The organism is Paenibacillus sp. MAEPY2, assembly GCF_000499205.1.
Lineage (GTDB): Bacteria > Bacillota > Bacilli > Paenibacillales > Paenibacillaceae > Paenibacillus > Paenibacillus vandeheii.
The window spans coordinates 36298-58007 of record NZ_AWUK01000012.1; the positions used below are offsets into that span (position 1 = coordinate 36298).

The following is a 21710-nucleotide window of genomic DNA, read 5'->3' on the forward strand; positions in this document are numbered from 1 at the left end:
TTGGTGGTGTTTATAAAGAATCGGATAAGAAATATCAAAATCGTGATATATTTGGTCAAAATATGAGAAGAAATTCGTTATTAATGTCAATATTATTATAGTATAACCGAAGGGGGAAAGAAAACATGAAATTTACTGATGGATTCTGGATGACTCGTGAAGGGTACCACATTCAAAACCCGACTGACATTCGTGATATTGTGCAAAAAGAGGATTCTTTGACCGTATATGCGGCAACTAAATATATTCGCACCAAAGGCGACACGTTGAACGGGACATTGCTTAAAGCAACGTACAGCTCCCCTATGCCTAACGTTATTCGTGTAACCTTGAATCATCATAAGGGCGGAGTGAAAAAGGGGCCTGAATTTGAGCTTAAACATCAAGATGTGAACGTTGACATTTCGAAGAATGAACAAGGCGCTGTTTTGAAAAGCGGCAATCTGGAAGTCCAAATCGACAAAACGAATGGTTGGGACGTCAGCTTCCTGTATGAAGGAAAACGAATTACAGGTAGCGGCCAAAGAGCGGCTGGTTATATTACAGGTCCGAGTAAGGAAGCGTACTTCCGCGAGCAGCTCGATCTCGGCATTGGTGAATACGTTTACGGACTCGGTGAGCGCTTCACGCCGTTTGTTAAGAATGGCCAAGTGGTTGACACCTGGAATGAGGACGGCGGTACAAGCAGCGAGCAGTCCTATAAGAACATTCCTTTCTATTTGTCCAATAAAGGATATGGCGTATTTGTAAACCATCCTGAACGCGTATCGTATGAGATTGCATCTGAGAATGTATCTAAAGTGCAATTCAGCGTAGAAGGAGAGACGTTGGAGTACTTTATTATCGGCGGTGACAATCCAAAGGATGTGCTTGATAATTATACCCAATTAACTGGTAAACCAGCGCTTCCACCGGCATGGACATTTGGTCTGTGGCTGACAACATCATTCACAACGGATTATGATGAAGCAACGGTTAACCATTTTGTAGATGGCATGGCTGAACGTGATCTTCCGCTTTCTGTATTCCATTTTGACTGCTTCTGGATGAAGGAATACCAATGGTCTGATTTCGTATGGGATGAAGCGATGTTCCCAGATCCGGAAGGCATGCTTGCACGTCTGAAAGAAAAGGGTCTTAAAATATGTGCTTGGATCAATCCTTATATTGCTGAAAAATCCTACTTGTTCGATGAAGGTATGGAGAACGGTTATCTGGTCAAAACAGCGGATGGCAGCGTATGGCAATGGGATATGTGGCAAGCAGGCATGGCTCTGGTTGATTTCACGAATCCGGATGCTGTGAATTGGTATAAGAGTAAGTTGGAAGTCCTGCTTGATCAAGGTGTGGATTCATTCAAGACAGACTTCGGTGAAAGAATTCCGACAGATGTCGTGTACTTTGATGGCTCTGATCCGGTTAAAATGCACAACTATTATACACAGCTCTATAACAAAGCTGTCTTTGAATTGCTCGAAGACAAGATTGGCAAAAACGAAGCGGCCCTGTTTGCACGCTCTGCAACAGCAGGTGGTCAACAGTTCCCGGTTCACTGGGGCGGAGACTGCTCTTCAACTTATGAATCCATGGCTGAATCACTTCGAGGCGGACTCTCACTTGGACTTTCTGGTTTCGGATTCTGGAGCCATGATATCAGCGGTTTTGAGAGTACAGCGACCCCTGACGTATACAAACGCTGGGTACAATTCGGACTTTTGTCTTCTCATAGCCGTCTACACGGAAGTACTTCGTATCGTGTGCCTTGGCTGTTTGACGAGGAATCTGTGGACGTTGTTCGCGACTTTACCAAACTCAAAATCAGCCTGATGCCGTACCTTTACAATTCAGCGGTGGAGTCGACTGTAAGAGGTATTCCGATGATGCGCGCTATGCTGCTGGATTTCCCAGAGGATCCAACAACTTATAGCCTGGATACACAATACATGTTCGGCGATTCCATTCTGGTTGCGCCAATCTTCAATAAGGAAGGCGATGTGCGTTATTACCTGCCTGAAGGAACTTGGACAAACTATCTGACTGGAGCTAAAGTACAAGGTGGACGCTGGATCAGTGAAAACCATGATTTTAAAACACTGCCAATGATGATCAAGCCAAACAGCCTGATCGCGGTTGGTGCTGTGGATAACAAACCGGATTATGACTTTGCAAATGATGTAAGCCTTCATTTGTTCGAACTGGCTGACGGCAACTCCGCTCAAGCGGTTGTTGTGAACCAAAATGCTGAGCAGGAGCTGGTTGTTAACGTATCCCGTAACGGTTCTGTTCTGGAGGTTCGTGCTGAAGGTGCGGGCAAACCATGGAATATCGTGCTGCGTGGCATTGATCGAGCATCCGGCGTAGAGGGTGGTTCCCAAGCGTCTGGTGCAAATGGTGTTGTCGTTACGGCTGCAGCAGGTGCAAGCTCGCTTACCATTCAACTGTAATGTTTATTGCATAAACAAAAGGGCGGTACCGCAAGGTGCCGTCTGTTTGTTTACTGTCATTCATGCCATTGAAAATATGGTTCTAGTAAGGTTGTTCTGTCATCGAAGTAGCAAAAGTAAATATTCTTTAGTTCATTTTATAAAGCGACAGATATAGATAGGGGTTATATCAAATGATTACAACGAAGTCAGGTTTACATCAAACCATTACAGCAGAGATGCTGCATCAGTTAGTAGAGAATACTTTTGGAACCGCTACCATTGTGAATGATTTTGTACTTTTGCAGGGTGGTCTTTTTAATACAACGTATCGTATTCAGCTAGAACATGCATCGCATACGGATGTGATTTTGCGTTTAGCACCAGAGCGGGGAGATATGCCATCCGGTTCAGCAAGTGATCGGCTATTCTCGTTTGAGCGCTCGATGATGTCTGCTGAACCTGTTGTTTATGAATATTACCGTAAGGCAGGCATTCCTGCTCCAAATATTATCGTCTGTGATGACAGCGGATCGGTCATTCCTAGAACCTACATGTTTATGGAGTTTATCCCTAGTAAGCAGCTGGACCACCCATCGATTTCGGTGTCCGACAAAGAACGATTGTATCATCAACTCGGCGTTTATACCGCTGCCATACATCGGATTGAGGGTGCAGCGTTTGGCTGGCCGCAAGGCGATGGTACGATTAAAGGCTCGGATCACTGGTCCGAGGTGCTGCACTCTTTTGCTCAGGAAACGTCTCTTAAAGCCGCCCAAGTCGGGTATATGCCAGGTGTGGGGGAAGAGATCGCAGATATGTTCATTAAGAATAAGGATTTATTTGATCAGGTAACTGTTCCGGTTCTTGTTCATAACGATCTGTGGGAAGCCAACGTGCTTGTTCATGAGAAAAATGGTGAGTTAACCATTGCTGCCATCATTGATGGGGATCGTTCCATGTTTGCGGACAGGGCGTTTGAAGCTATTTTATCGACTGAATCATCCACTGCTTTTCATAAAGGTTATGGTCAACCACAGGATATGTCCGATGAGGGACAGGCACGCCTTCTTGCCTACCGAATACTGTCATCCTACTTTAACGCATATGTCCATGAACATCAGGTTAATCAGCCGGAAGCAGGGCATAAGTATCGTGAACGTACATTGGATCTATTGGAACAATGGAAGCAACTCAAAATGAACAAATAAGTAGGAGGGTTAAGTATGAATGAATATCATCAATATCCGATGTGGGACGCAACATTACCCTTGGAGGAACGATTAAATGACTTGATTGCGCGTCTGACAACGGAGGAGAAAATTCGATTAATTCCTACCCGTGAAGCAGCAGTGCCCCGATTGGGAATCCCCGGCTACAATGTGGGAGGTGAAGCAGCTCACGGGGTTGCCTGGATTGGGGAGGCTACCGTTTTCCCGCAACCGCTTGGTTTGTCGAGCACCTGGAATACCAAGCTCATGCGTGAAATTGGGTCTGTCATCGGAGATGAAGCCAGAGCATACCATCATCGTGCACCTGAGCGTCACGGCTTGACCTTATGGGCGCCTACCGTCGATCTGGAACGGGACCCGCGTTGGGGAAGAACCGAAGAAGGCTACGGTGAAGACCCTGTATTGACGGGAGAAATGTCGGCAGCTCTTGTGAAAGGCATGCAGGGTCATCATTCATTCTATTTAAAAATGGTAGCGACGCTGAAGCACTTTTTTGCCAACAATAATGAGAAGGATCGGTTGAATTGTTCATCCAGCATCGATCCGCGGAACTTGCGTGAATATTATTTAAAAGCATTCGAGACACCTTTCGTAGAAGGCGGAGCCTTATCGATGATGACAGCGTACAACTCTATCAACGGCACACCAGCTATTGAAAGTCCCTATGTGAATGATGTAGTCAAGGGTGAATGGGCCATGCCAGGTTTTATCGTGTGTGATGGGGGTGACTTGTCCCAGACGGTCAATTATCACGGTTATCATGCCTCGCATGCGGAATCAGCTGCAGGGGCCTTAAAAGCAGGCGTGGACTGTCTGACGGACGAGGTCGACTTGGTCGTATCTGCCTTGGAAGAGGCACTTGAGCGGAACTTGCTGGAGGTTGAGGATCTTGACCGGGCCATTCGCAATATTTTTGGCGTACGTATGCGACTGGGACAGCTGGATCAGACGGGTCTTAATCCGTATGCTTCAATATCGGAATCTGTATTGTGTGCGCCTGAACATGCCAAATTAAGCTATAGAGCGGCAGCGGAGTCAATCGTATTGCTCAAAAATGATGGACTGCTTCCGCTCCAACCGGAAAGATTGCAGAAGGTTAGCGTAATCGGACCCCTTGCGGATGTGGTCTATACCGATTGGTATAGTGGCACACTGCCTTATCGTGTTACCGTTCTGAAAGGATTGCGCAAGCAGCTTGCCGGTGCAGAAGTATCCTTTACAGACGGAAATGATCACATCAGCCTCAAGACGGTCGATGGAAAGATAGTAACACTCGATGCTGAAGGAAAGCTTGTGGCCGTGCCAGAGGGAAGTGCAGAGACAGCCGAGTTCACCCATCAAGACTGGGGCTGGGGAAGTCACACACTGCGCAGTGTGAAGAATAATCGATATGTTACGTTAACCGAACAGGGGATTTATCAGGCGAGTGCACCGGAGATTGGTGGCTGGTTTGTCAAGGAAGTGGTGCAGATTGATTCACAAGCGGATGGAAGCAGTACGTTGCGTACGTGGAACGGATTGCCGCTTGGGCTGAATGAGCATCAGGACCAGTGGGTTCTGTCTCCAACGCCGGAACAAACAGAAGAATTGAGTTCATCTGGTCATCCGGAAGCCATAGTGGAGACGCAGGAACCTGCTTTATTCAAGATGGACGTTGTTGTTAAAGGGATAGAGCAGGCGAAAGAAGCTGCGCAGAATAGTGATGTTTCTGTTGTTGTAGTCGGCAATAGTCCATATATTAACGGCAAAGAGGAAATTGATCGTCCAAGTCTGCTGCTTCCGCCGGATCAGGTTCGGCTGGTGAAGGAAGTCTGCCAGGTGAACCAAAATACGGTCGTCGTCATTGTGGGCAGTTATCCATTTGCACTGCAAGATTTGAAAGATGTGGCTCCGGCAATTGTATATTTAACACATGCTGGTCAGGAATTGGGAAATGCGGTTGCCGATGTTTTACTTGGAAATTATGCTCCTGCTGGCAGACTGAACATGACATGGTATGAGGATGAATCGCAGCTTCCTGACATCATGGATTATGACATTATTCATAACCGTACAACTTATATGTATCATGAAGGTCCAGTTTTGTATCCCTTTGGTCATGGATTGACCTATTCGGAATTTGAGTATAGAGCCATTCGAGTACAGCGAGCGCAGGGATCTTCTGGAGACGATGTACTGAAGATTGAAATACAGGTGGAGAACAAAGGGGAACGAGACAGCGATGAGGTGGTGCAGCTGTACGGGCATGCCCAAACTTCACGGGTGAAGCGCCCGCAAAGTCAGTTGATCGGCTTCCGGCGGATTCATCTTGCCTCAGGCGCAGTGGAAGATCTTTCGTTTGAAATTCCTGTTCAGAAATTGGCTTTCTGGGATGTCACTCGTGACAGATATTGTCTTGAAACGGCAACTTGGTTGATCATGGCTGGACGTTCCTCGGCAAATATTCGTCAAACGGCAGAGATCCACATCGAGGGTGAAACCATTCCTGCACGCGCGCTCAATCTGCCTACGTTTGCGGAAAATTACGATGCATATGCAGGCGTGCTATTGGATGAATGTCTGGAAGGACGATCAGCCGTTCGTGCCATTGCTTCAGGCGAACCGCTGTATCGTGAAGGAGGCCCATCCTGGATTTCATTCCACGATAATGCTTTCCGGCAAGCTAACGGATTTGAGGGTCGGGTGGCTGCCTTCGGAGAAGGTGGCGAATTGGAGATTCGAGCGGAAGGTCCGAAAGGCCCGCTGCTCGGCACTTGTGTCGTTCCAGGTTCCGTTGGGACTGTAAACGGGAAGAATCTTCAATGGAGCACCGTCCGTTGTGCACTTCAGACAGAGCGTGAGCTAGAACAGCTCTGCATCGTTTTCAAGGGCGGTGCAGCCCTTCAGCAATTTGTGCTGATTTAGCCTTTCATTTATAAACCTTCATGATTTATAGCCAAAAAGGCTGTCATGTCACTGATTTCAGTGAGACAGCTTTTTTTGCGTTGTTATCCAAAGTGATCATTTTTACATAAGCCGTATATTCAACTGCAGAACAACCCACAATAACGTTGTTGTTTTCTGATTCTGTAAAGGTGGTTGAGGTATGAACGATAAAAAGTGGGATCTCGTCGCACTCGCTTCCATCCCGGTCATTATGACACTGGGCAACTCCATGCTGATCCCCATCCTTCCGCAGATTGAGCGTGAATTGAAAGTGTCCTCATTCAAGGTCAGCATGTTAATTACGGTTTATGCGGTCGTCGCGATCCTGCTCATTCCACTTGCAGGATATCTGTCGGATCGTTTCGGCAGGAAAGCCGTCATTATACCCAGTCTTATCATTGCAGCCGCAGGAGGTGCGGTAGCAGGAGGAGCAGCCTGGATGCTGAATGGAAATGCGGCATACTGGACCATTCTCGGTGGCAGACTTTTGCAAGGGATAGGGGCAGCAGGGGCTTTCCCGATTGTCATTCCATTGGTTGGAGATATGTTCGATGATGAAAACGAAGTGAGTAAAAGCCTTGGGATTATTGAAACCTCGAATACCTTCGGCAAGGTACTAAGTCCGATTTTGGGTGCAGCTCTCGCTGTCTGGATTTGGTATTTGCCTTTTATGGCTATTCCGGTACTCTGTTTGCTTTCATTGGTCTTGGTTATTTTCCTGGTGAAAACACCCAAGAGGAAGGAAGAACCACAGAGCTTTCACGAATTTGTTGCTTCCATCCGCAGTGTGCTGAAAGAAAAGGGGCGCTGGCTGTATGCGATTTTTGCCATCGGCGGAATTTGCATGTTTGTTCTCTTTGGCGTGCTTTTTTATCTGTCGGAGACATTGGAATCGGAGTTCAAATTAAAAGGTGTTGTTAAAGGGCTTGTACTTGCCATACCGCTGGCAGCCTTGTGTCTGGCATCTTTCTTTGCTGGAAAGTGGATTGGGAAGGACAAGACACGGATGAAATGGCTCGGGTTTATCGGACTTGCTGTTTTAACGGTATCTCTTGGCGTAATCGGGCTTTTTGACAACATTTATGTCGTTGTCGGTTTGTTTACCCTTGGCGGAGCAGGAATAGGTGCTACACTGCCATGTCTGGATGCTATGGTTACTGAAGGGGTGGACAAGGAACAGCGCGGTACCATCACGGCGTTGTTCAGCAGTATGCGTTTTATCGGTGTGTCACTCGGACCTCCTATTGTGTCACTGTTAATCGGGTCCCACCATTTTATTCTGTTTGGTATTCTCGCCGCGTCCGGGGCGGTGGGAGGCTTGCTTACGTTATTGGCAGTCAAGCCGGATAAGGGAAATCAGCCTACATCAGGCGGTGGCCAAAATCATCGTGAACCTGATTATGATGATGTGAAACAGCCAAATGGGTATGTGCCAGGACGTAGAAAGAAAAGTCCACTCTGATTAATTACTATAAAAAAACGCGTTTACTCTGGGGGAAGTATGGTTCCCTTACAGAGTAGACGCGTTCTAATGAATTGAAGTACAGCAGCGTAATTGCATCAGTTATTTTTTTCGTTGAGTAGGTGTGTCATTTTCACTTGCAGTTTCAGTATGCTTAGGTCGTTCGGAGTCCTGCCCAGCAATATGTGTATGACTCAATAGCGGATGGACAGGAACTGCAAAACCTCCACTTCGTTTTCCTTGAATCAGGTAGATCAGGAGAAATAGGATCATGAATATAACGGAATAACGATACATATCGGTATAACTGGTTATGGAAGCAATAGCGCCCAGCAGAAGTGCTCCCATAGCAATCCCTAAATCCAGCGTATTCAGAAACATGCCGTTAGCCATACCGCGCTGTGATGGAGAGACAATCTGGATCATCCAGGTCTGCATGGAGGACTGGATGGAACCATATCCGATCCCGTATAAAAATGCAGCAACAAACAAGATAGGCATAGAAGAAGCATATGAGAGAGTAATCAGTCCAGCAGCAATGAATATCGCTCCGGGAATCAGTAACGCTTTCGGACCTTTACTGTCATAGATCCGTCCTGCAAATGGTCTGACCAGCAGGACAGCGAGAGCATTAAACAAAAAGAACAGTGCAGGGTTAGCCAGGTTGGCTTCCTTTCCGTACAACACGATGAATCCAACAAGTCCGCCATATGTGATGGACAGCAAACAATTCAGTACACTTGGCAGAATCAGTTTGCGGTTGAAGGGCGTCTTTACCTTGGTGCCAGATATTGCAGCTGTTCCAGCCGGTGGAGTCGGTACCACCTCGTCATTGACCCTCCTAGCTTTTTTGCGAGTCAGTGAATAACTGAGTGGATAGATGACCACTATAACCCCCGCCGTACACAACATGAGTGTCACGAACCCAGCGCCCTGCAGCACGGTGACCCCAATAATGGGACCCATGGACATGGCTAAACTTGTGGACAGTCCGAAATAGCCCATACCTTCACCCATCCGTTTCACAGGCACAATATCAGATGCCATCGTCGGGAAAGCCGTGCTACCCATGCCAAATCCGATACCGAACACCATACGCAGCAATAACAGGACAGCAATCCCGGCAGCAAAATAATATCCGAGTGTAGCGAGTAAGGCAACCGTCAGGCCAATATAGATCATGGCATTACGAAGACCCTTCTCCAATGCTTTGGCTGAATAGAGCCGAGCAGCAATGGCGCTAAGGGCAAAAAGACAGGTAAAGAGGCTGACTTCAAAGGCATTGGCGTGAAAACGGTCCTGCACATAAGAAGGAAGTGGGGATACAATCATGTGAAGTTGCAGAAAGAGTAGAAAGTTACATAACATGAGCAGGATAAAATCGGTGGTCCATAGTTTGACTTGTGCTGATTGTGATTTCATTTTTTGTTCATTCCCCCTGGTGTAAAGTTCGTTACAAGTTGCTGTTCATGAGGGAAAGAGTATGTCTAAATGCTTCCATCTGGTCTTCGGGAATACCTTCAATCAGATTTTTATTCATTTCTCTTTCGAGCGGAACAAGCTGGTCAAGTAATTTTTTTCCTTCTTCGGTCAAGTAGAGCAAGTAGGCTCTGCGATCCTGTTCGCTGGTCCGCCGATCGACCCAGCCTTTCTTTTCCAACAGATCAATAATGCGGGCAGTTGTGGGCTGATCCTTGTAGACGCGAGTGGCGACTTCCTTCTGATTCACGCCTTCGCCTCTACCGATGTTGAACAGAACTGAAAATTGCTCTGTTGTTATATCATAGGGTTTGAAACGTATGGCTAGTAAAGCTGACGCCTTGCGATGTGTCATGCCCAGCATGAATCCAATGGATTGATCGAGCGAATAGTCGTTCCCCATATAATCCTCTCTTTCTTTAAGCAAAATAGCCTCAATTCATTTACTTGTTATAACAACTATATGCTAAACAATTAATTTTGTCAAAACGGATTTATGAATATCAGCGCCGTTATAAGATCGTCCATATGTGAATTCACAGTGGAATAATCGTTATGCGCACATTGAAATATGCAAACGTTGGAAAATACTGATAAAATGGAAGTGCCGCTGTATTGCGGTAATTGGACTACATGATGGTGAGGTTACGAAGACGAATCTGCTCCAGCTACCTATGGAGCTGACTGAGGAGAGCTGAGTATGCTGAAGAACATTCCCGCAATAATACCTCCGGAACTGCTGAAGATCATGTCTGAAATGGGTCATGGAGACGAACTGGTACTGGCTGATGGTAACTTCCCCGCAGCGAGTCATGCCCAGCGGCTGGTTCGCTGTGATGCGCTGGGTACGGTCGAATTACTGGATGCCATTTTAAGTTTGTATCCGCTGGATACGTACGCTGAGCGGCCGGCAGCCGTAATGCAGGTCGTCAAGGGGGATCAGGTGGTGCCTATGATATGGGAAGATTATCGCAGGCTGATCCTGGACCATGAGGGCATCACGGATGCCTTTGATCATGAAGAGCGTTTCGCGTTTTATGAAAGGGCTTCCCGCGCCTATGTTATCATTGCAACCGGTGAACGTGCGCAGTATGCCAATTTGATTTTGAAAAAAGGGGTCATTTTTCCAGATACTGATCTTTTTCCGCAATCAAAAAAAGTGGAATTAAACTGAACTTAGAGTTCAAGGCGACGAAGAGGCGGAGGCCTCGCTCGCCTTTTTGTTTTTCCCAGAACGCAGCCAGTAAACAATAACATATAGTATAGGCATACACTCGATAAGTACGGCATAGGTAGCGATGGCGTAAGAACGAATGGCTAATTCATAGGAAGCCGCGTCTTTTGCATATTGAAGCACATAAGTAGCAGCAGTTCCCGCGAGCAGATAGACTACCGTTCTATCCTTTCGAACTCCGGTAAGTTTGGCAAGACAAACCGAGGCTGCGTATAACAGAAACGAGCTGCGAGTAAACATGGTCGTAGACCAAATGGCAATCAGGAATGGGTCCAGGTTATCCAGAAAATCGCCGTAACGGGCAAAACGTATCATTTCCAGCAAAGGGTAGCGAAGACTGCTGGCTTCGTAAGGTCCAAAATTCATTAAAGTAAACATCCAGAATACGATAATGAATAATGCAAGTGTAGAGCCTGCAAACAACATACTTCGTAGAAGCGGCCGCCTGAAAGCGATGGCAGGGGCAAGGAACAGGAACATCATCCATTCGGAAAACCAGGGCATGGTTGAAATCGAGCCCATGAAAATTTCTTTCAGATCATGATGAGTGAGCATGGCGAGCAGTACATCCGGATTCCCCCCGCCTGTTACAGCAGGCATGAGAAAAGTAGATGTAAAGATTTGCACCAAAAATATCCCTTCTGATAAATAGACAATGGTTATCAAACCTGAGCGCGCGGAGAGGCTGATACATAAAATGGTTACGGTTGCTGTCAGCCATATAGGTGTCTCGGGTAAGTACATAGATTGCAGAAAAACGATGAAATTCTCTACGTCAACGGATATCAAATACAGGCACAGTAACACAATGAGACCAAGGAACAGCTTGTGAACGACCTTGCCCACAATTTCGTCACCAAAATCAACCCAGGGTCGATCCGGGTGAACCGCTCCCAATCTGTATGTGAAGAAGAGAAGAATCAGACTGATCCCAAACCCGCCAAGGATGGATATCCACCCTTGATAACCACTCATTTTAAACAAGCGCTGCAGGAGGAAAGCTATGGGTTCGGAATACAGGTAGACAAACATAAAACGGTACGCTTGTCCGGCAGACAATTTGATCATGGCGTACTCCTTTCTTAGCCAAATAAGCGGTCTGCCCAGCCAAAGACCAGCCTGATGACATCATTGGGATTAGGCCAGCCCGGTACAGAGACAGCCAGGGTATTCAACAGTAGAAATAGGCCCAGCAGAACGAAATAGGCCCTTTTTACTCCTTTTTTGCTGGACTTGATCATAGGCCACTCGAGTATGTACAGTACGGCAAACAGAACAACAGCAATCATTGGTTTACCTCCTAAAGTGGCCTGACACTTTCAACTGTCCTATCAGTAGCTGGATTCCGATCCTACGAACTGGATGTTGATTTTGGCATGCACGTTAAACTGCAAATCGTTTTTGACATAATCATTCCAAACGGGACGCAACTGTTCCCAGATGCGAGGATAGGCCCATTCCAGACGATAACCAAGCATCAGAATATCAGCTTTTTTTCGTTGACCGGCCTTTATTGCGTTTGTTAAATAGGCACTCGCCTTTTCATTGGCCTTTTGCTGTATTTGTTTAACGCCCACCACATCCTTGACCTTTAGAACGGGGATCACGGAATTCAGTTCTGCCGCACCCTTTAAAGTGATGTCAAAAAAAGGTTGTCCATTTACAAGTTTGACCTTGATTTTGGAATTCATATTATAGACGGTCATACTCGCTTTCTCGTCATCGGTTTCCACGGAGACGGACAAAGTATCCAATCTGCGATTGGCCCAGGCTACCGTTCTTGTTTCTTCGGGTGAGATCGAATCAACCATCTTCATCTGTTTGAAAAGAGCACCGCCCACCTGACTGGTCCATTGCTTCCGTTTGTTCTCCTCACTTGCCATTGTGGTTGCTTTCGATTCCAGTAAGGGGGCGGCAAAGCCCTGATTCATTTTGTCAGCCATAAGTACACTGAGCATTTGTGTCTTTAACATATTTTCTTCAGTTGCAAATTCTCTTAACACATCACTGGGTGTTTCTTCGAAAACCGGGGTCAGATCAGCTACGTCTCGGGCTCTGCCCTTCGCAACCATGATGTAACTGCTAAGGTGGAACAAAGGTTCACGTGAAATCCATTCCATCGTATCTTGAATTCCTTCTCTGGCGTATGCCTCACCAAATACCACTACCCGTGTGTGCCCCCAGGAAAGCTTTCGTGTGAGATCTGTTTGGATTTTCTCCATCGCATCAGCGATGGTGGATGCGGAAGCCGAAACGAGAGCATATGGATTTTTACCGGGTCCTCCCGTTCCTTCCGGAGTGAGACGGTTCGGCAGCGGCATACTTAGTGAAATATCGATTTCACCTGGTTTTTCTCCTTTATCCACATACATGGTCGTAATAAACGTACGTTCATTTATCTCCACTTTGGACCAGCAGCCACTGCAAAGTAAAACGCATATCAAAACGACACTCAGTTTGGTTGTAATGATTAACGTTTTCATGTTTTTTGCCTTTTTTTATTCGCATCTTCGTAAGCTGTTGGACGCTGCTTCATCAGGAACCAGGGCACACGAACGATAGTATCCTTGAAATCACGAAGTACGAGAGGAGCAAAGGGCTGCATGTATGGAACGCCAAATGAGCGAAGACTGACCATATACCAATAGATCAGATAGATCGAGATCACGATGCCGAACAGACCCAGCGTTCCGCCCATAAACAGCACTGGAAAACGAAGCAGCCGGAAGGCCAGTCCGAGCTCAAAGTGCGGGATGATAAAGGCAGCAATACCTGTGATGGATACGACGATAACCAATGGTGCTGAGACAATTCCAGCCTGTACGGCCGCCTGACCAATAACAATCCCACCGATAATGGATACCGTCTGGCCCAGCGGCTTCGGTATACGAATTCCCGCTTCGCGCAAACCTTCAAAGGTCACTTCCATAATGAGCGCTTCAATCAGGGCGGGGAAGGGAATGTTTTCTCTGGCAGAAGCAATTGTAATCAGCAGGTTGGTCGGAATGATTTCCGGGTGAAAAGTAGTGACGGCGACATAAAAGGATGGCAGCAGGAAGGCTATAAAGGCAAACAACAGACGAATAAGCCGGATAAAGGAAGCAGAATAAAATCGTTGATAATAGTCTTCCGAAGACTGCATTAAAGAAAAAAAGGTTACGGGAATGAGCAGGGAAAACGGTGTTCCGTCCTGCATGACCCCGATCCGCCCTTCAACCAGTGCGGCCGCCACCGTGTCCGGCCGTTCGGTATATTGATATTGCGGAAAAGGAGAGAGCGGATGATCCTCCAGAAATTCAGATAAATAACTCACGCCCAAGCTGCTGTCCATATCAATGTTACCGAGGCTATCCAGCACGTTCTCCAAAATGTCCGGTTTGCATAACCCTTGAATATACACAACGAATACCTCGGTTTTGGTGTATTTTCCAATGGTGAATTTGATCATTTTCAAATCAGGGTGTTTGATTTTGTGCCGAAGCAGAGACATATTCACATGAATATCTTCGATGAAGGCTTCCTGAGGCCCAACAATGACAACTTCGTTGCTTGATTCCGTTACGGAACGTCTTTGATAATTTTGAAGAGCGAAATGGATCATGCCCGAAATACCCTCGATATATAATGCTGCATTACCTGAAACGATATCATCCACAATTGTTGCTGCTGAATTTGAGTGGTGGCTGTTAAGGGTGAAAAATGAACCGGTCACGACACGGGTAATGAATTGATGATCTATTTCCTTTCGTGAGGCTTCTTCAAGCAGTGGTTTGACGATGGCTTCCCGCATGGTAGGGGTATCCACAATGGACTGAATATAGATGAGTTCACAATGGAAAGGTCCGATTTGAAAAGGCTGATAGATTATGTCGGCAACACCCAACAGATTAGCCCTAACCTGTTCATAGATATTGTCTTTTTCCATTTCAGTTTCGCCTCCCTATGCTGTAATCCTGAGTCTCTAATCTGACTATAGTGTGCGACGCTTCCAATGAAATATACTTTTAAGTTTGGATTATCGAAATATATTACAAACTTTGATGCAGATGATGAATGGGGAGAGCATCAAATTTGGCTTAAAATAAGAGGGTGGCATGAAGCGGGTAGACGTTTTATATAAGGGGTTGAAGGAAGATGACGTATCGTATTAGACGTGCTGAGCTTGGGGATGTTAATGGCGTTGCACAGCTGTTCAATGAGTATAGGATGTTTTACGATCAGCTTACAGATCTGAACGGAGCGAATGAATATATAAGAGAACGTATAGAACGCAATGAATCGGTTATTCTGATCGCAGAGTTGGAAGTGAATACAGACAAGAGATCGGAGAGCAGCTTGACGGATAAGCCCTTATCGAGCGAGTTGGGTGGATTTGTACAGCTTTATCCAAGCTTTAGCTCAGTGTCCATGAGACCGATCTGGGTGCTTAATGACCTGTACGTACATGCGGATCATCGCCAGAGGGGAATTGCGCGTAAGCTCCTGCAAGCTGCACGACGAATGGGAGATGAGAGTGGAGCTGTGCGAATCGTGCTCTCCACAGCGATAAGCAACAAGAAGGCTCAGGCATTATATGAGTCAGAAGGCTATACGTTGGATACCGAGTTCATGTATTATGAACTTCAAGTATAAGCAATTCATGGAGACCCCTGAACTTCAGGGCAAGGGAGGGATTAGCTCAAAATGATGCAATGGATAGCGATGATTACGATGTTGATTGATCATATAGGAGCCGTCTTTTATCCGGAGGTAACCGAGCTGCGAATTATTGGTCGGATTGCTTTTCCAATCTATGCTTTTGCCGTGTATATCGGTTATAAACATACGCGCAACGTACAAAAATACATATGGCGCTTGTTCTGGATTGCTGTTCTTTCGCAATTGCCGTTTATGGCGGCTTTTAATCATTTTTCGCTGAATGTGGTATGGACATTGTGGTCAGCCCTGCTTGTGTTGCTCGTACTCGATAAACTTCCGAACCGTATGCTGGGAATTCCGATTGTGCTCGGGGTAGGCTTGGTCATGGAGATGACCCATATGGATTACGGCATGTATGGCTTGCTGCTTGTAATGCTGTTCCGTTACTTCCAGGGACCCATTCTGGTCATGGCTCATGTGCTCTTGAATGTTCTGTATATTTTGCTGTACAGCAGCTCCGTTCAGATGTACAGCGTAATCGCTACCGTTGGAATCGCAGTGGCCCAGTATTATAACGCAGGGTTCCGTCTGAAAGGTCCACGTTGGATTTGGCGTTATTTTTATCCTGCACATTTGGCGGTCATTGCCTTGATTCGCTGGATTTAAGAAGCTTTCTTGAAGAAAGAGCCTTCATGAAGAAAGAAGCCACCTCAACGTCATCACTGACGTTGGGGGGCTTCTTTAAATTTTTTCAGTGGAAGCACTACACTACATGCATTCACAGTATTGAATTTACTCCTTCGTTGAAGAAGTGCCAAAATGCGGTCGTACGGCCTTAGGAAAATAACCAATCTCAATGGCATGCTCTAGCATGTTTGAGATGAAACGATCATCCGTTTTGGCACAAGTAATTCCGGCTGGTTCCACATAGGCGGTTGTTACAGGAGAAGCATACACGTATGCAGAATCCTTGGCACCGTCTCCTTCAAGCTGCGCGATTGCCAGTTGAAGCGCCTCAGGGTCCTTGCTGACACTGCCATCGAACAACCAGTTGGTGTACTCTGCAAAGGGCAGAGTCTCCACGTCATAGCCGGCCCGATTCACAGAACGAATCAGATCATCGTAGCTGATCGGCTCCGGATTACAGATATGGAATACTCGTCCTGCTGTGTCTTGGCGCAATGCCAGATGTACAATTGCCTGACTTGCATAGTCAATCGGCGTAAAATCAACCATCCAGTCGGCTGCTGGAGCCTTGCCCAGCAATAACATCGCTTTAATCATACGATAAAAGGCATTGCTATCGATGTTGGACTGGAAGCGTCCCGTTTCAGAATGACAGGTCAGATTACCAGCACGATAGATGCTCACAGGCACACCCTCTTCGGCAGCAATCATAAGCACTTTCTCAGCTTCAAGCTTGCTGTCCGAGTACAGGTTGTCCACGTGCAAATCTGCAGGGAAGCGGTCATATTGTAATGAGGTTTCCCACTGTCCACTGAGTGCAAGATCTTCCGGAATCCCCATCGTGGATACATGGTGGAAGGAAGCACCCGGCTTGCTGCGAATAAGATGAAGCAGTGCGATGGTTCCATCCACGTTGGTTTTGGCGAATTGTGCTGCATCACCGAAATGTCGTACATCAGCAGCACAGTGTATCACACGGTCAATTCGTTCTTGCACATAAGTCGTCTGCTCGGCAGAAAGACCAAGATTCGGCTGCTCCAGATCACCTTCGATAATCTCGACACGGGATGCGAGGAGAGGCAATAATTCTGGCCCGAAGTAACCCTTCATGACGTTGCTCAGTCTATCCATCGCGGAGCTTCCATCTGCAGGGCGGCGAACAAGAGTATAGATGCGTGTATTCGAAGTTAGAATCAACTGCTGCAGCACATGGGAACCAAGATATCCGGTAGCCCCGGTCAAGAGCACATGCTCGGGATTTAGAATATCCGGGTAACCAATCTGGGATCTCAGCTCTACAGGATGTTCTGACAATTGGGTGATTAAGCCCTCACGCACTGAGGAATGGGCAGTAACTTCTGTTATTTGAGCCAGCGTCTCCACATGCTGTGCCAAAGCACGAATCGTCTTTTCGGCAAAAAAGTCAGCAATTTTCAGCTGCGGATAATGCGGCTTCAGAAGGACCAGCACATGGATGACCCGAAGGGAATCGCCGCCAATGGCGAAGAAGCTGTCCTCCACACCAAAGTCATCGTGCTGAAGAATTTCTTTCCATGCTTCCATAATAATGGCTTCATTTTCCGTCTCCGGCAGTACCCGATCAGGACGATCTTCATGACGCTCGACGTGAGGCAGAGATACCATCGCTTTTCGATTGATTTTTCCTGTCGGTGCGATCGGCATTTCGTCGAGCTGACATATCCATTTCGGTACAAAATAGGAAGGGAGCTTAACGGTAAGCTCGGCTTTGATATCCGCAACGGAAAGTGTATTGCCATCTTTGGACGTAAAGTATCCTACGAGCATGTTTTGACCATCCGATTCCTTCTTGGGAATCACGGCGACATCCTGGACCTGATCCAGACGGGCAAAATGATCCTCAATCTCCCCGATTTCAATCCGGTGACCCCGAATCTTCAATTGTGAGTCGCTGCGTCCGACATATTCCAGTAATCCGCTATCGAGCAGTTTGGCTATATCACCAGACTTATAGATTTTCTCATCAATGGCAAAAGGATTATCAATGAATGCCTGCGCTGTGCGCTCCGGCTGGTTCAGATACCCTTGAGCCAGGGCAGGTGTCGCGATATATACCTCGCCAGGGACGCCTACCGGGCAGAGTTGCTGTTCTTCGTTGACGATATACACTTTATAGTTATGAATCGGTCTTCCGATTGGAATATTAACGACACCTTCCGGAACTTGCTCACTAATGCGATGGGTCGTTGTAGCTACTGTACATTCCGTGGGTCCATATACATTGACAATATCAATCTGGTTGCCAAATTTGCGTTGGAAGGCACGAACCTGCTCACCGTAGAGAGCTTCTCCGGCCACGGTAATGATTTTGACTTTAGCCAGCTTGTGGAAGCCTTCATCTGACAGGAAGGAAGCCAGCTGGTTGAAAAAGATGGTTGGCAGTATCGTAATAATCGTTGTGCCTGTGCGCTCAATTGCACTCGCAAACTCTTCAACGGATACACGTTCCTCCGCCGATAACAGGTACAATTCTGCTCCGTAGAACAAGGCGCCAATCGTATCCCACACTGATGCGTCGAAGCTGTATGTAGCAAACTGGGTTAATACGTCACCTGGTTTAATATCGCAATCCCGCTGCACAACACTACCGAGATTGGCGACACCCCGATGGGCAATAAGTGCACCTTTGGGCTTGCCGGTAGATCCTGAAGTATAGATGATATACGCCAGATCATCTGGTTGAATATCCAGATTGGGGTTGCTTGCTGCAAATCCGGCAAGGCGTCCGTCCACGGCCAGGATTTGGCGAACCGTAGTAATACCTGAAAATAACCGTGAAGCTTCAAGTAAAGAGGACTCTTTGGTCAGGACAAATGATGAAGCTGTATCTTCGACAATATAACTGTTGCGTTCTTGTGGATGCTCAGGGTCGACAGGAACGTATACTCCGCCAGCTTTGAGAATACCGAGCAAAGAAATAATCGTTTCCAGGCTCCGCTCCATAAAGATGCTGACAAATTCTCCTTTTTGCAATCCGTTGGATAACAGCACACGCGCAACCTGATTCGCACGTTCGTTCAGTTCTCTATACGTGTAACGGCCGGTTGGAGACGTAATTGCCGGTGATTCAGGATATTGGGCTGCTGTCGCTTCGAACCAGCCATGAATCGTCTGATGCTCCGGTTCGAGCACGGTTGTGTCATTCATTTCTCTATATAACAACCGGTCTGAAGCGGACAAAATGTCCACTGTACCGATTGCTTTGTCTTGATTTCGCAACATGGCGCGAAGCAGGGTCTGATAATACTCTGCATATCTTGTGACCGTAGATTCATTCAGAAGTGAACTGTCGTAGAACAGATCCAGAATGAGCATATCCTGATCATCACGAATATTCCAATTTAACAATTGAGGAGCCTGTGGCAACTGGACTCGATTAAACATGAACAGGGTTTCTGGGTTTCCTCCAGTTTGGAGCGTATGATGGTGCTGAAGTTGATCTGAAATTTGACGTACCAGCTCACTGAAGGTTAACTTGCCTTGAATCTGCAATAACACATGGGAAGCTGCCTGGTCTGGAGCCAACGTGCCAATGGCAAGTTCCGGTTCCCCTGACAAACGGAATAATAATGCTGCATACGCAGTCAGTAATGCTGGATAGACGTTTTCTGAGTTGAACTTCTGTTGGAGTTCCCGCCCCAGAGACTTTTCTAGTGGTATATGAGCAGACTCATAAGAGAAGATTTGTTGACGGCGCCCATAATCCAGTGGAATCTGAAGAACCGGCAGGCCAGATTCCGCTGTGTGGGAAGACGATGATTGATTTTTGACCACTTCAGTTTTTCCTCCTTGGTTCAAACCGTTCAATTGTGGATTGAATTATAATTTGCTTACATTAAAATGAGAAATCAGTTCTTGCAGTTCCTCAGACATCGTGTTCAAACGGGTAGAAGAATCAACAAGTGTAATTAGAGATGCTTTTTGTTCATCAACAGAAGAAGAGATGCGTTCACTGTTATCAGCTGTCTTACTCACGCTGGAAGACAAATCATCCGCAGTTGCTGTCATTTCTTCTGTACCTGCAGAGATTTCTTCAGTAGCGCTGGATACTTCCTGAATCTGATTCGATACTTTTTTGGCTGCTTCCAGAATTTCTTCGAACAATTGACCGGTTTGATCAGCTACACTGAGGCCCGTATCCACTTCGGAAGTACCCTGTTCCATCGCACGAACGGCTTGTCTGATTTCAGCTTGAATCTCCTGGATCAGTACAGCAACCTGGCTCGTGGATTGTTCGGATTGCTCAGCAAGCTTGCGTACTTCACCCGCTACAACTGCGAATCCTCTGCCTTCCTCACCAACACGTGCTGCTTCGATGGATGCATTCAACGCAAGCAGGTTCGTTTGGCTGGATATACCTGAGATGATATTCAGAATATCGCCAATTTCCTGAGAGCGGCTCTCCAGAACCTGAATGGCAGAAGCGGTATTTTTAACAGATTCCGTAATCAGATTCATCTGTTCGGACACCTGACGAACAACACTGTTTCCTAGTTGTGAACGGCGTTCCATTTCATAGGCTTCGTCTGCTACACTCGCTGAGCTGCTGGCAATAGTCTGAATGACGACTGCCATCTCGGACATTGCACGGGCACTATCCCGGGTGGCCTGTTCCTGTGCACGAATGTTGGACGTAATTTGAGAAACGTTGTTATTGATGGAATCCGCATTCTCGCTGTTTCTCTCAGAGACTTCATACAATTCCTTGGCAGACTCATTGACTTCTTGTGAAGTAATTTGCACTTTGACGATAGTATCGTTAATCTTGCGAACCATGGTATTGAACTTTTCATTCACAATTCCAAGATCGTCTTTACCAGTTGGAATCTTGACATTCAAATTACCCCGACTTACGTCATCAATCCCTTTGATCAAGTGACGAATAGGGGAAAGCGTGTTTTTGACAACAAGATATTGGATAATCAGGAACAGCAGCAGGAAAGCTACCAGGATGATAATTCCGTTTTTAAGCAATTTGTTCAGTCCGGCCGGTACCGCTGATGCGTCCGCATCAACTGCAAAGTAGGAATAAATCTTGCCGTTACTATCCTTGATCGGATAAGCAATGGTTGTCCAAGTTCCGAAATCATCGGAATAAAATGTGGTGAATGTTGGACGATCAGTATTCAACATTTCTTTGAGTGCATTTGCCACAACGACAGGCTGTTCGTACATATCGCCGATATTTACATTTTCACTCTGAAAGGCTTCCTTTAGATTGGTTGGCATGGCGACAAGGGAAGTTAACCGCTTGTTATCTCCACCGAGCTCAACGCCAAAGATATAGGCTTGTGCAATGTTGGGATAATATTGCTGCATTTCATCGAAATAGGCGCGCAATTTTGTTTGTGTTTTTCCATCATAACTGCCTTCTGTGATAGCAGCCTGTACATCAGTGGAATCAATACCTTCTGCCCATTTTTTGGTAATTTGTTCTACTTGACCATGTAACTGATCTACAAGAATCGTTTTTTGAAAATAGTAGCTGCTGGCAATAAGCGCCACGCCGATAATGATAATGTTCGTAAATGAAAGTAACAGATTTTTTGAGAAAAACGACATGCTTTTCCAACTTAATGATTTCACTAAAG

General features: G+C 46.4%; 15 protein-coding genes. 7 read left to right on the forward strand and 8 right to left on the reverse strand.

Annotated features, from left to right (window positions below; all coding sequences use genetic code 11):
- The first annotated feature begins 125 nt into the window (after positions 1–125).
- The 4 genes from yicI (at position 126) to P364_RS0110685 (ending at position 8042) form a co-directional block, all read left to right on the forward strand.
- Positions 126–2444: an alpha-xylosidase gene (yicI, locus tag P364_RS0110670; RefSeq protein WP_024630116.1), complete on the forward strand. Its 2319-nt coding sequence runs from the start codon at positions 126–128 to the stop codon at positions 2442–2444.
- A 173-nt stretch (positions 2445–2617) separates the two neighbouring features.
- Positions 2618–3634, forward strand: a complete 1017-nt coding sequence (locus P364_RS0110675; RefSeq protein WP_024630117.1) for a phosphotransferase — start codon at positions 2618–2620, stop codon at positions 3632–3634.
- A 15-nt stretch (positions 3635–3649) separates the two neighbouring features.
- Positions 3650–6559, forward strand: coding sequence for a glycoside hydrolase family 3 C-terminal domain-containing protein (locus P364_RS0110680; protein WP_024630118.1), 2910 nt, complete (start codon positions 3650–3652; stop codon positions 6557–6559).
- Positions 6560–6740: 181 nt separating this feature from the next.
- Complete coding sequence (locus P364_RS0110685; protein ID WP_024630119.1) at positions 6741–8042, forward strand: MFS transporter; 1302 nt, start codon at positions 6741–6743, stop codon at positions 8040–8042.
- Between the two features lie 102 nt (positions 8043–8144).
- On the opposite strand, the gene P364_RS0110690 is transcribed toward P364_RS0110685, so the two are convergent.
- Positions 8145–9464 carry an MFS transporter gene (locus tag P364_RS0110690; RefSeq protein WP_024630120.1) on the reverse strand — a complete coding sequence of 440 codons (1320 nt, stop codon included), beginning with the start codon at positions 9462–9464 and terminating at the stop codon, positions 8145–8147.
- A gap of 31 nt (positions 9465–9495) precedes the next feature.
- Positions 9496–9924, reverse strand: coding sequence for a MarR family winged helix-turn-helix transcriptional regulator (locus P364_RS0110695; protein ID WP_024630121.1), 429 nt, complete (start codon positions 9922–9924; stop codon positions 9496–9498).
- A 297-nt stretch (positions 9925–10221) separates the two neighbouring features.
- Here P364_RS0110695 and P364_RS0110700 point away from each other — a divergent pair, with 297 nt between their 5' ends.
- Positions 10222–10695: an RbsD/FucU family protein gene (locus P364_RS0110700; protein ID WP_024630122.1), complete on the forward strand. Its 474-nt coding sequence runs from the start codon at positions 10222–10224 to the stop codon at positions 10693–10695.
- Between the two features lie 9 nt (positions 10696–10704).
- Here P364_RS0110700 and P364_RS0110705 read toward each other — a convergent pair whose 3' ends face one another.
- Genes P364_RS0110705 through P364_RS0110720 form a run of 4 tightly spaced genes read right to left on the reverse strand, consistent with a single transcriptional unit; the run spans position 10705 to position 14680 of the window.
- A complete protein-coding gene (locus P364_RS0110705) occupies positions 10705–11823 on the reverse strand; it encodes a GerAB/ArcD/ProY family transporter (RefSeq protein ID WP_024630123.1) in 1119 nt (372 codons plus the stop codon).
- A gap of 14 nt (positions 11824–11837) precedes the next feature.
- Positions 11838–12044, reverse strand: coding sequence for a hypothetical protein (locus P364_RS0110710; RefSeq protein WP_024630124.1), 207 nt, complete (start codon positions 12042–12044; stop codon positions 11838–11840).
- 42 nt (positions 12045–12086) lie between these two features.
- Positions 12087–13238 carry a Ger(x)C family spore germination protein gene (locus P364_RS0110715; RefSeq protein ID WP_029880913.1) on the reverse strand — a complete coding sequence of 384 codons (1152 nt, stop codon included), beginning with the start codon at positions 13236–13238 and terminating at the stop codon, positions 12087–12089.
- Positions 13235–14680 (reverse strand): spore germination protein, encoded by a 1446-nt coding sequence (locus P364_RS0110720; protein WP_029880914.1) that lies wholly within the window; start codon positions 14678–14680, stop codon positions 13235–13237. Before P364_RS0110720 ends, P364_RS0110715 begins: the two co-directional genes overlap by 4 nt.
- 209 nt (positions 14681–14889) lie before the next feature.
- Here P364_RS0110720 and P364_RS0110725 point away from each other — a divergent pair, with 209 nt between their 5' ends.
- Positions 14890–15387: a GNAT family N-acetyltransferase gene (locus P364_RS0110725; protein WP_024630126.1), complete on the forward strand. Its 498-nt coding sequence runs from the start codon at positions 14890–14892 to the stop codon at positions 15385–15387.
- Between the two features lie 51 nt (positions 15388–15438).
- Entirely contained in the window at positions 15439–16059 is a 621-nt protein-coding gene (locus P364_RS0110730) for a TraX family protein (RefSeq protein ID WP_236642244.1), read from the forward strand.
- 126 nt (positions 16060–16185) lie between these two features.
- Here the strand turns inward: P364_RS0110730 and P364_RS0110735 are convergent, their stop codons facing one another.
- Positions 16186–19893: a non-ribosomal peptide synthetase family protein gene (locus tag P364_RS0110735; RefSeq protein ID WP_024630128.1), complete on the reverse strand. Its 3708-nt coding sequence runs from the start codon at positions 19891–19893 to the stop codon at positions 16186–16188.
- 45 nt (positions 19894–19938) lie between these two features.
- Positions 19939–21681 carry a methyl-accepting chemotaxis protein gene (locus P364_RS0110740; protein ID WP_029880915.1) on the reverse strand — a complete coding sequence of 581 codons (1743 nt, stop codon included), beginning with the start codon at positions 21679–21681 and terminating at the stop codon, positions 19939–19941.
- Positions 21682–21710: the final 29 nt, after the last annotated feature.

Coding starts and splice junctions, on each gene's coding strand:
- P364_RS0110720 (WP_029880914.1), bottom strand. CDS start 14,680: ATGGAAAAAGACAATATCTATGAACAGGTTAGGGCTAATCTGTTGGGT.
- P364_RS0110700 (WP_024630122.1), top strand. CDS start 10,222: ATGCTGAAGAACATTCCCGCAATAATACCTCCGGAACTGCTGAAGATC.
- P364_RS0110680 (WP_024630118.1), top strand. CDS start 3,650: ATGAATGAATATCATCAATATCCGATGTGGGACGCAACATTACCCTTG.
- P364_RS0110695 (WP_024630121.1), bottom strand. CDS start 9,924: ATGGGGAACGACTATTCGCTCGATCAATCCATTGGATTCATGCTGGGC.
- P364_RS0110740 (WP_029880915.1), bottom strand. CDS start 21,681: ATGTCGTTTTTCTCAAAAAATCTGTTACTTTCATTTACGAACATTATC.
- P364_RS0110730 (WP_236642244.1), top strand. CDS start 15,439: ATGATGCAATGGATAGCGATGATTACGATGTTGATTGATCATATAGGA.
- P364_RS0110725 (WP_024630126.1), top strand. CDS start 14,890: ATGACGTATCGTATTAGACGTGCTGAGCTTGGGGATGTTAATGGCGTT.
- P364_RS0110690 (WP_024630120.1), bottom strand. CDS start 9,464: ATGAAATCACAATCAGCACAAGTCAAACTATGGACCACCGATTTTATC.
- yicI (WP_024630116.1), top strand. CDS start 126: ATGAAATTTACTGATGGATTCTGGATGACTCGTGAAGGGTACCACATT.
- P364_RS0110705 (WP_024630123.1), bottom strand. CDS start 11,823: ATGATCAAATTGTCTGCCGGACAAGCGTACCGTTTTATGTTTGTCTAC.
- P364_RS0110715 (WP_029880913.1), bottom strand. CDS start 13,238: ATGAAAACGTTAATCATTACAACCAAACTGAGTGTCGTTTTGATATGC.
- P364_RS0110710 (WP_024630124.1), bottom strand. CDS start 12,044: ATGATTGCTGTTGTTCTGTTTGCCGTACTGTACATACTCGAGTGGCCT.
- P364_RS0110675 (WP_024630117.1), top strand. CDS start 2,618: ATGATTACAACGAAGTCAGGTTTACATCAAACCATTACAGCAGAGATG.
- P364_RS0110685 (WP_024630119.1), top strand. CDS start 6,741: ATGAACGATAAAAAGTGGGATCTCGTCGCACTCGCTTCCATCCCGGTC.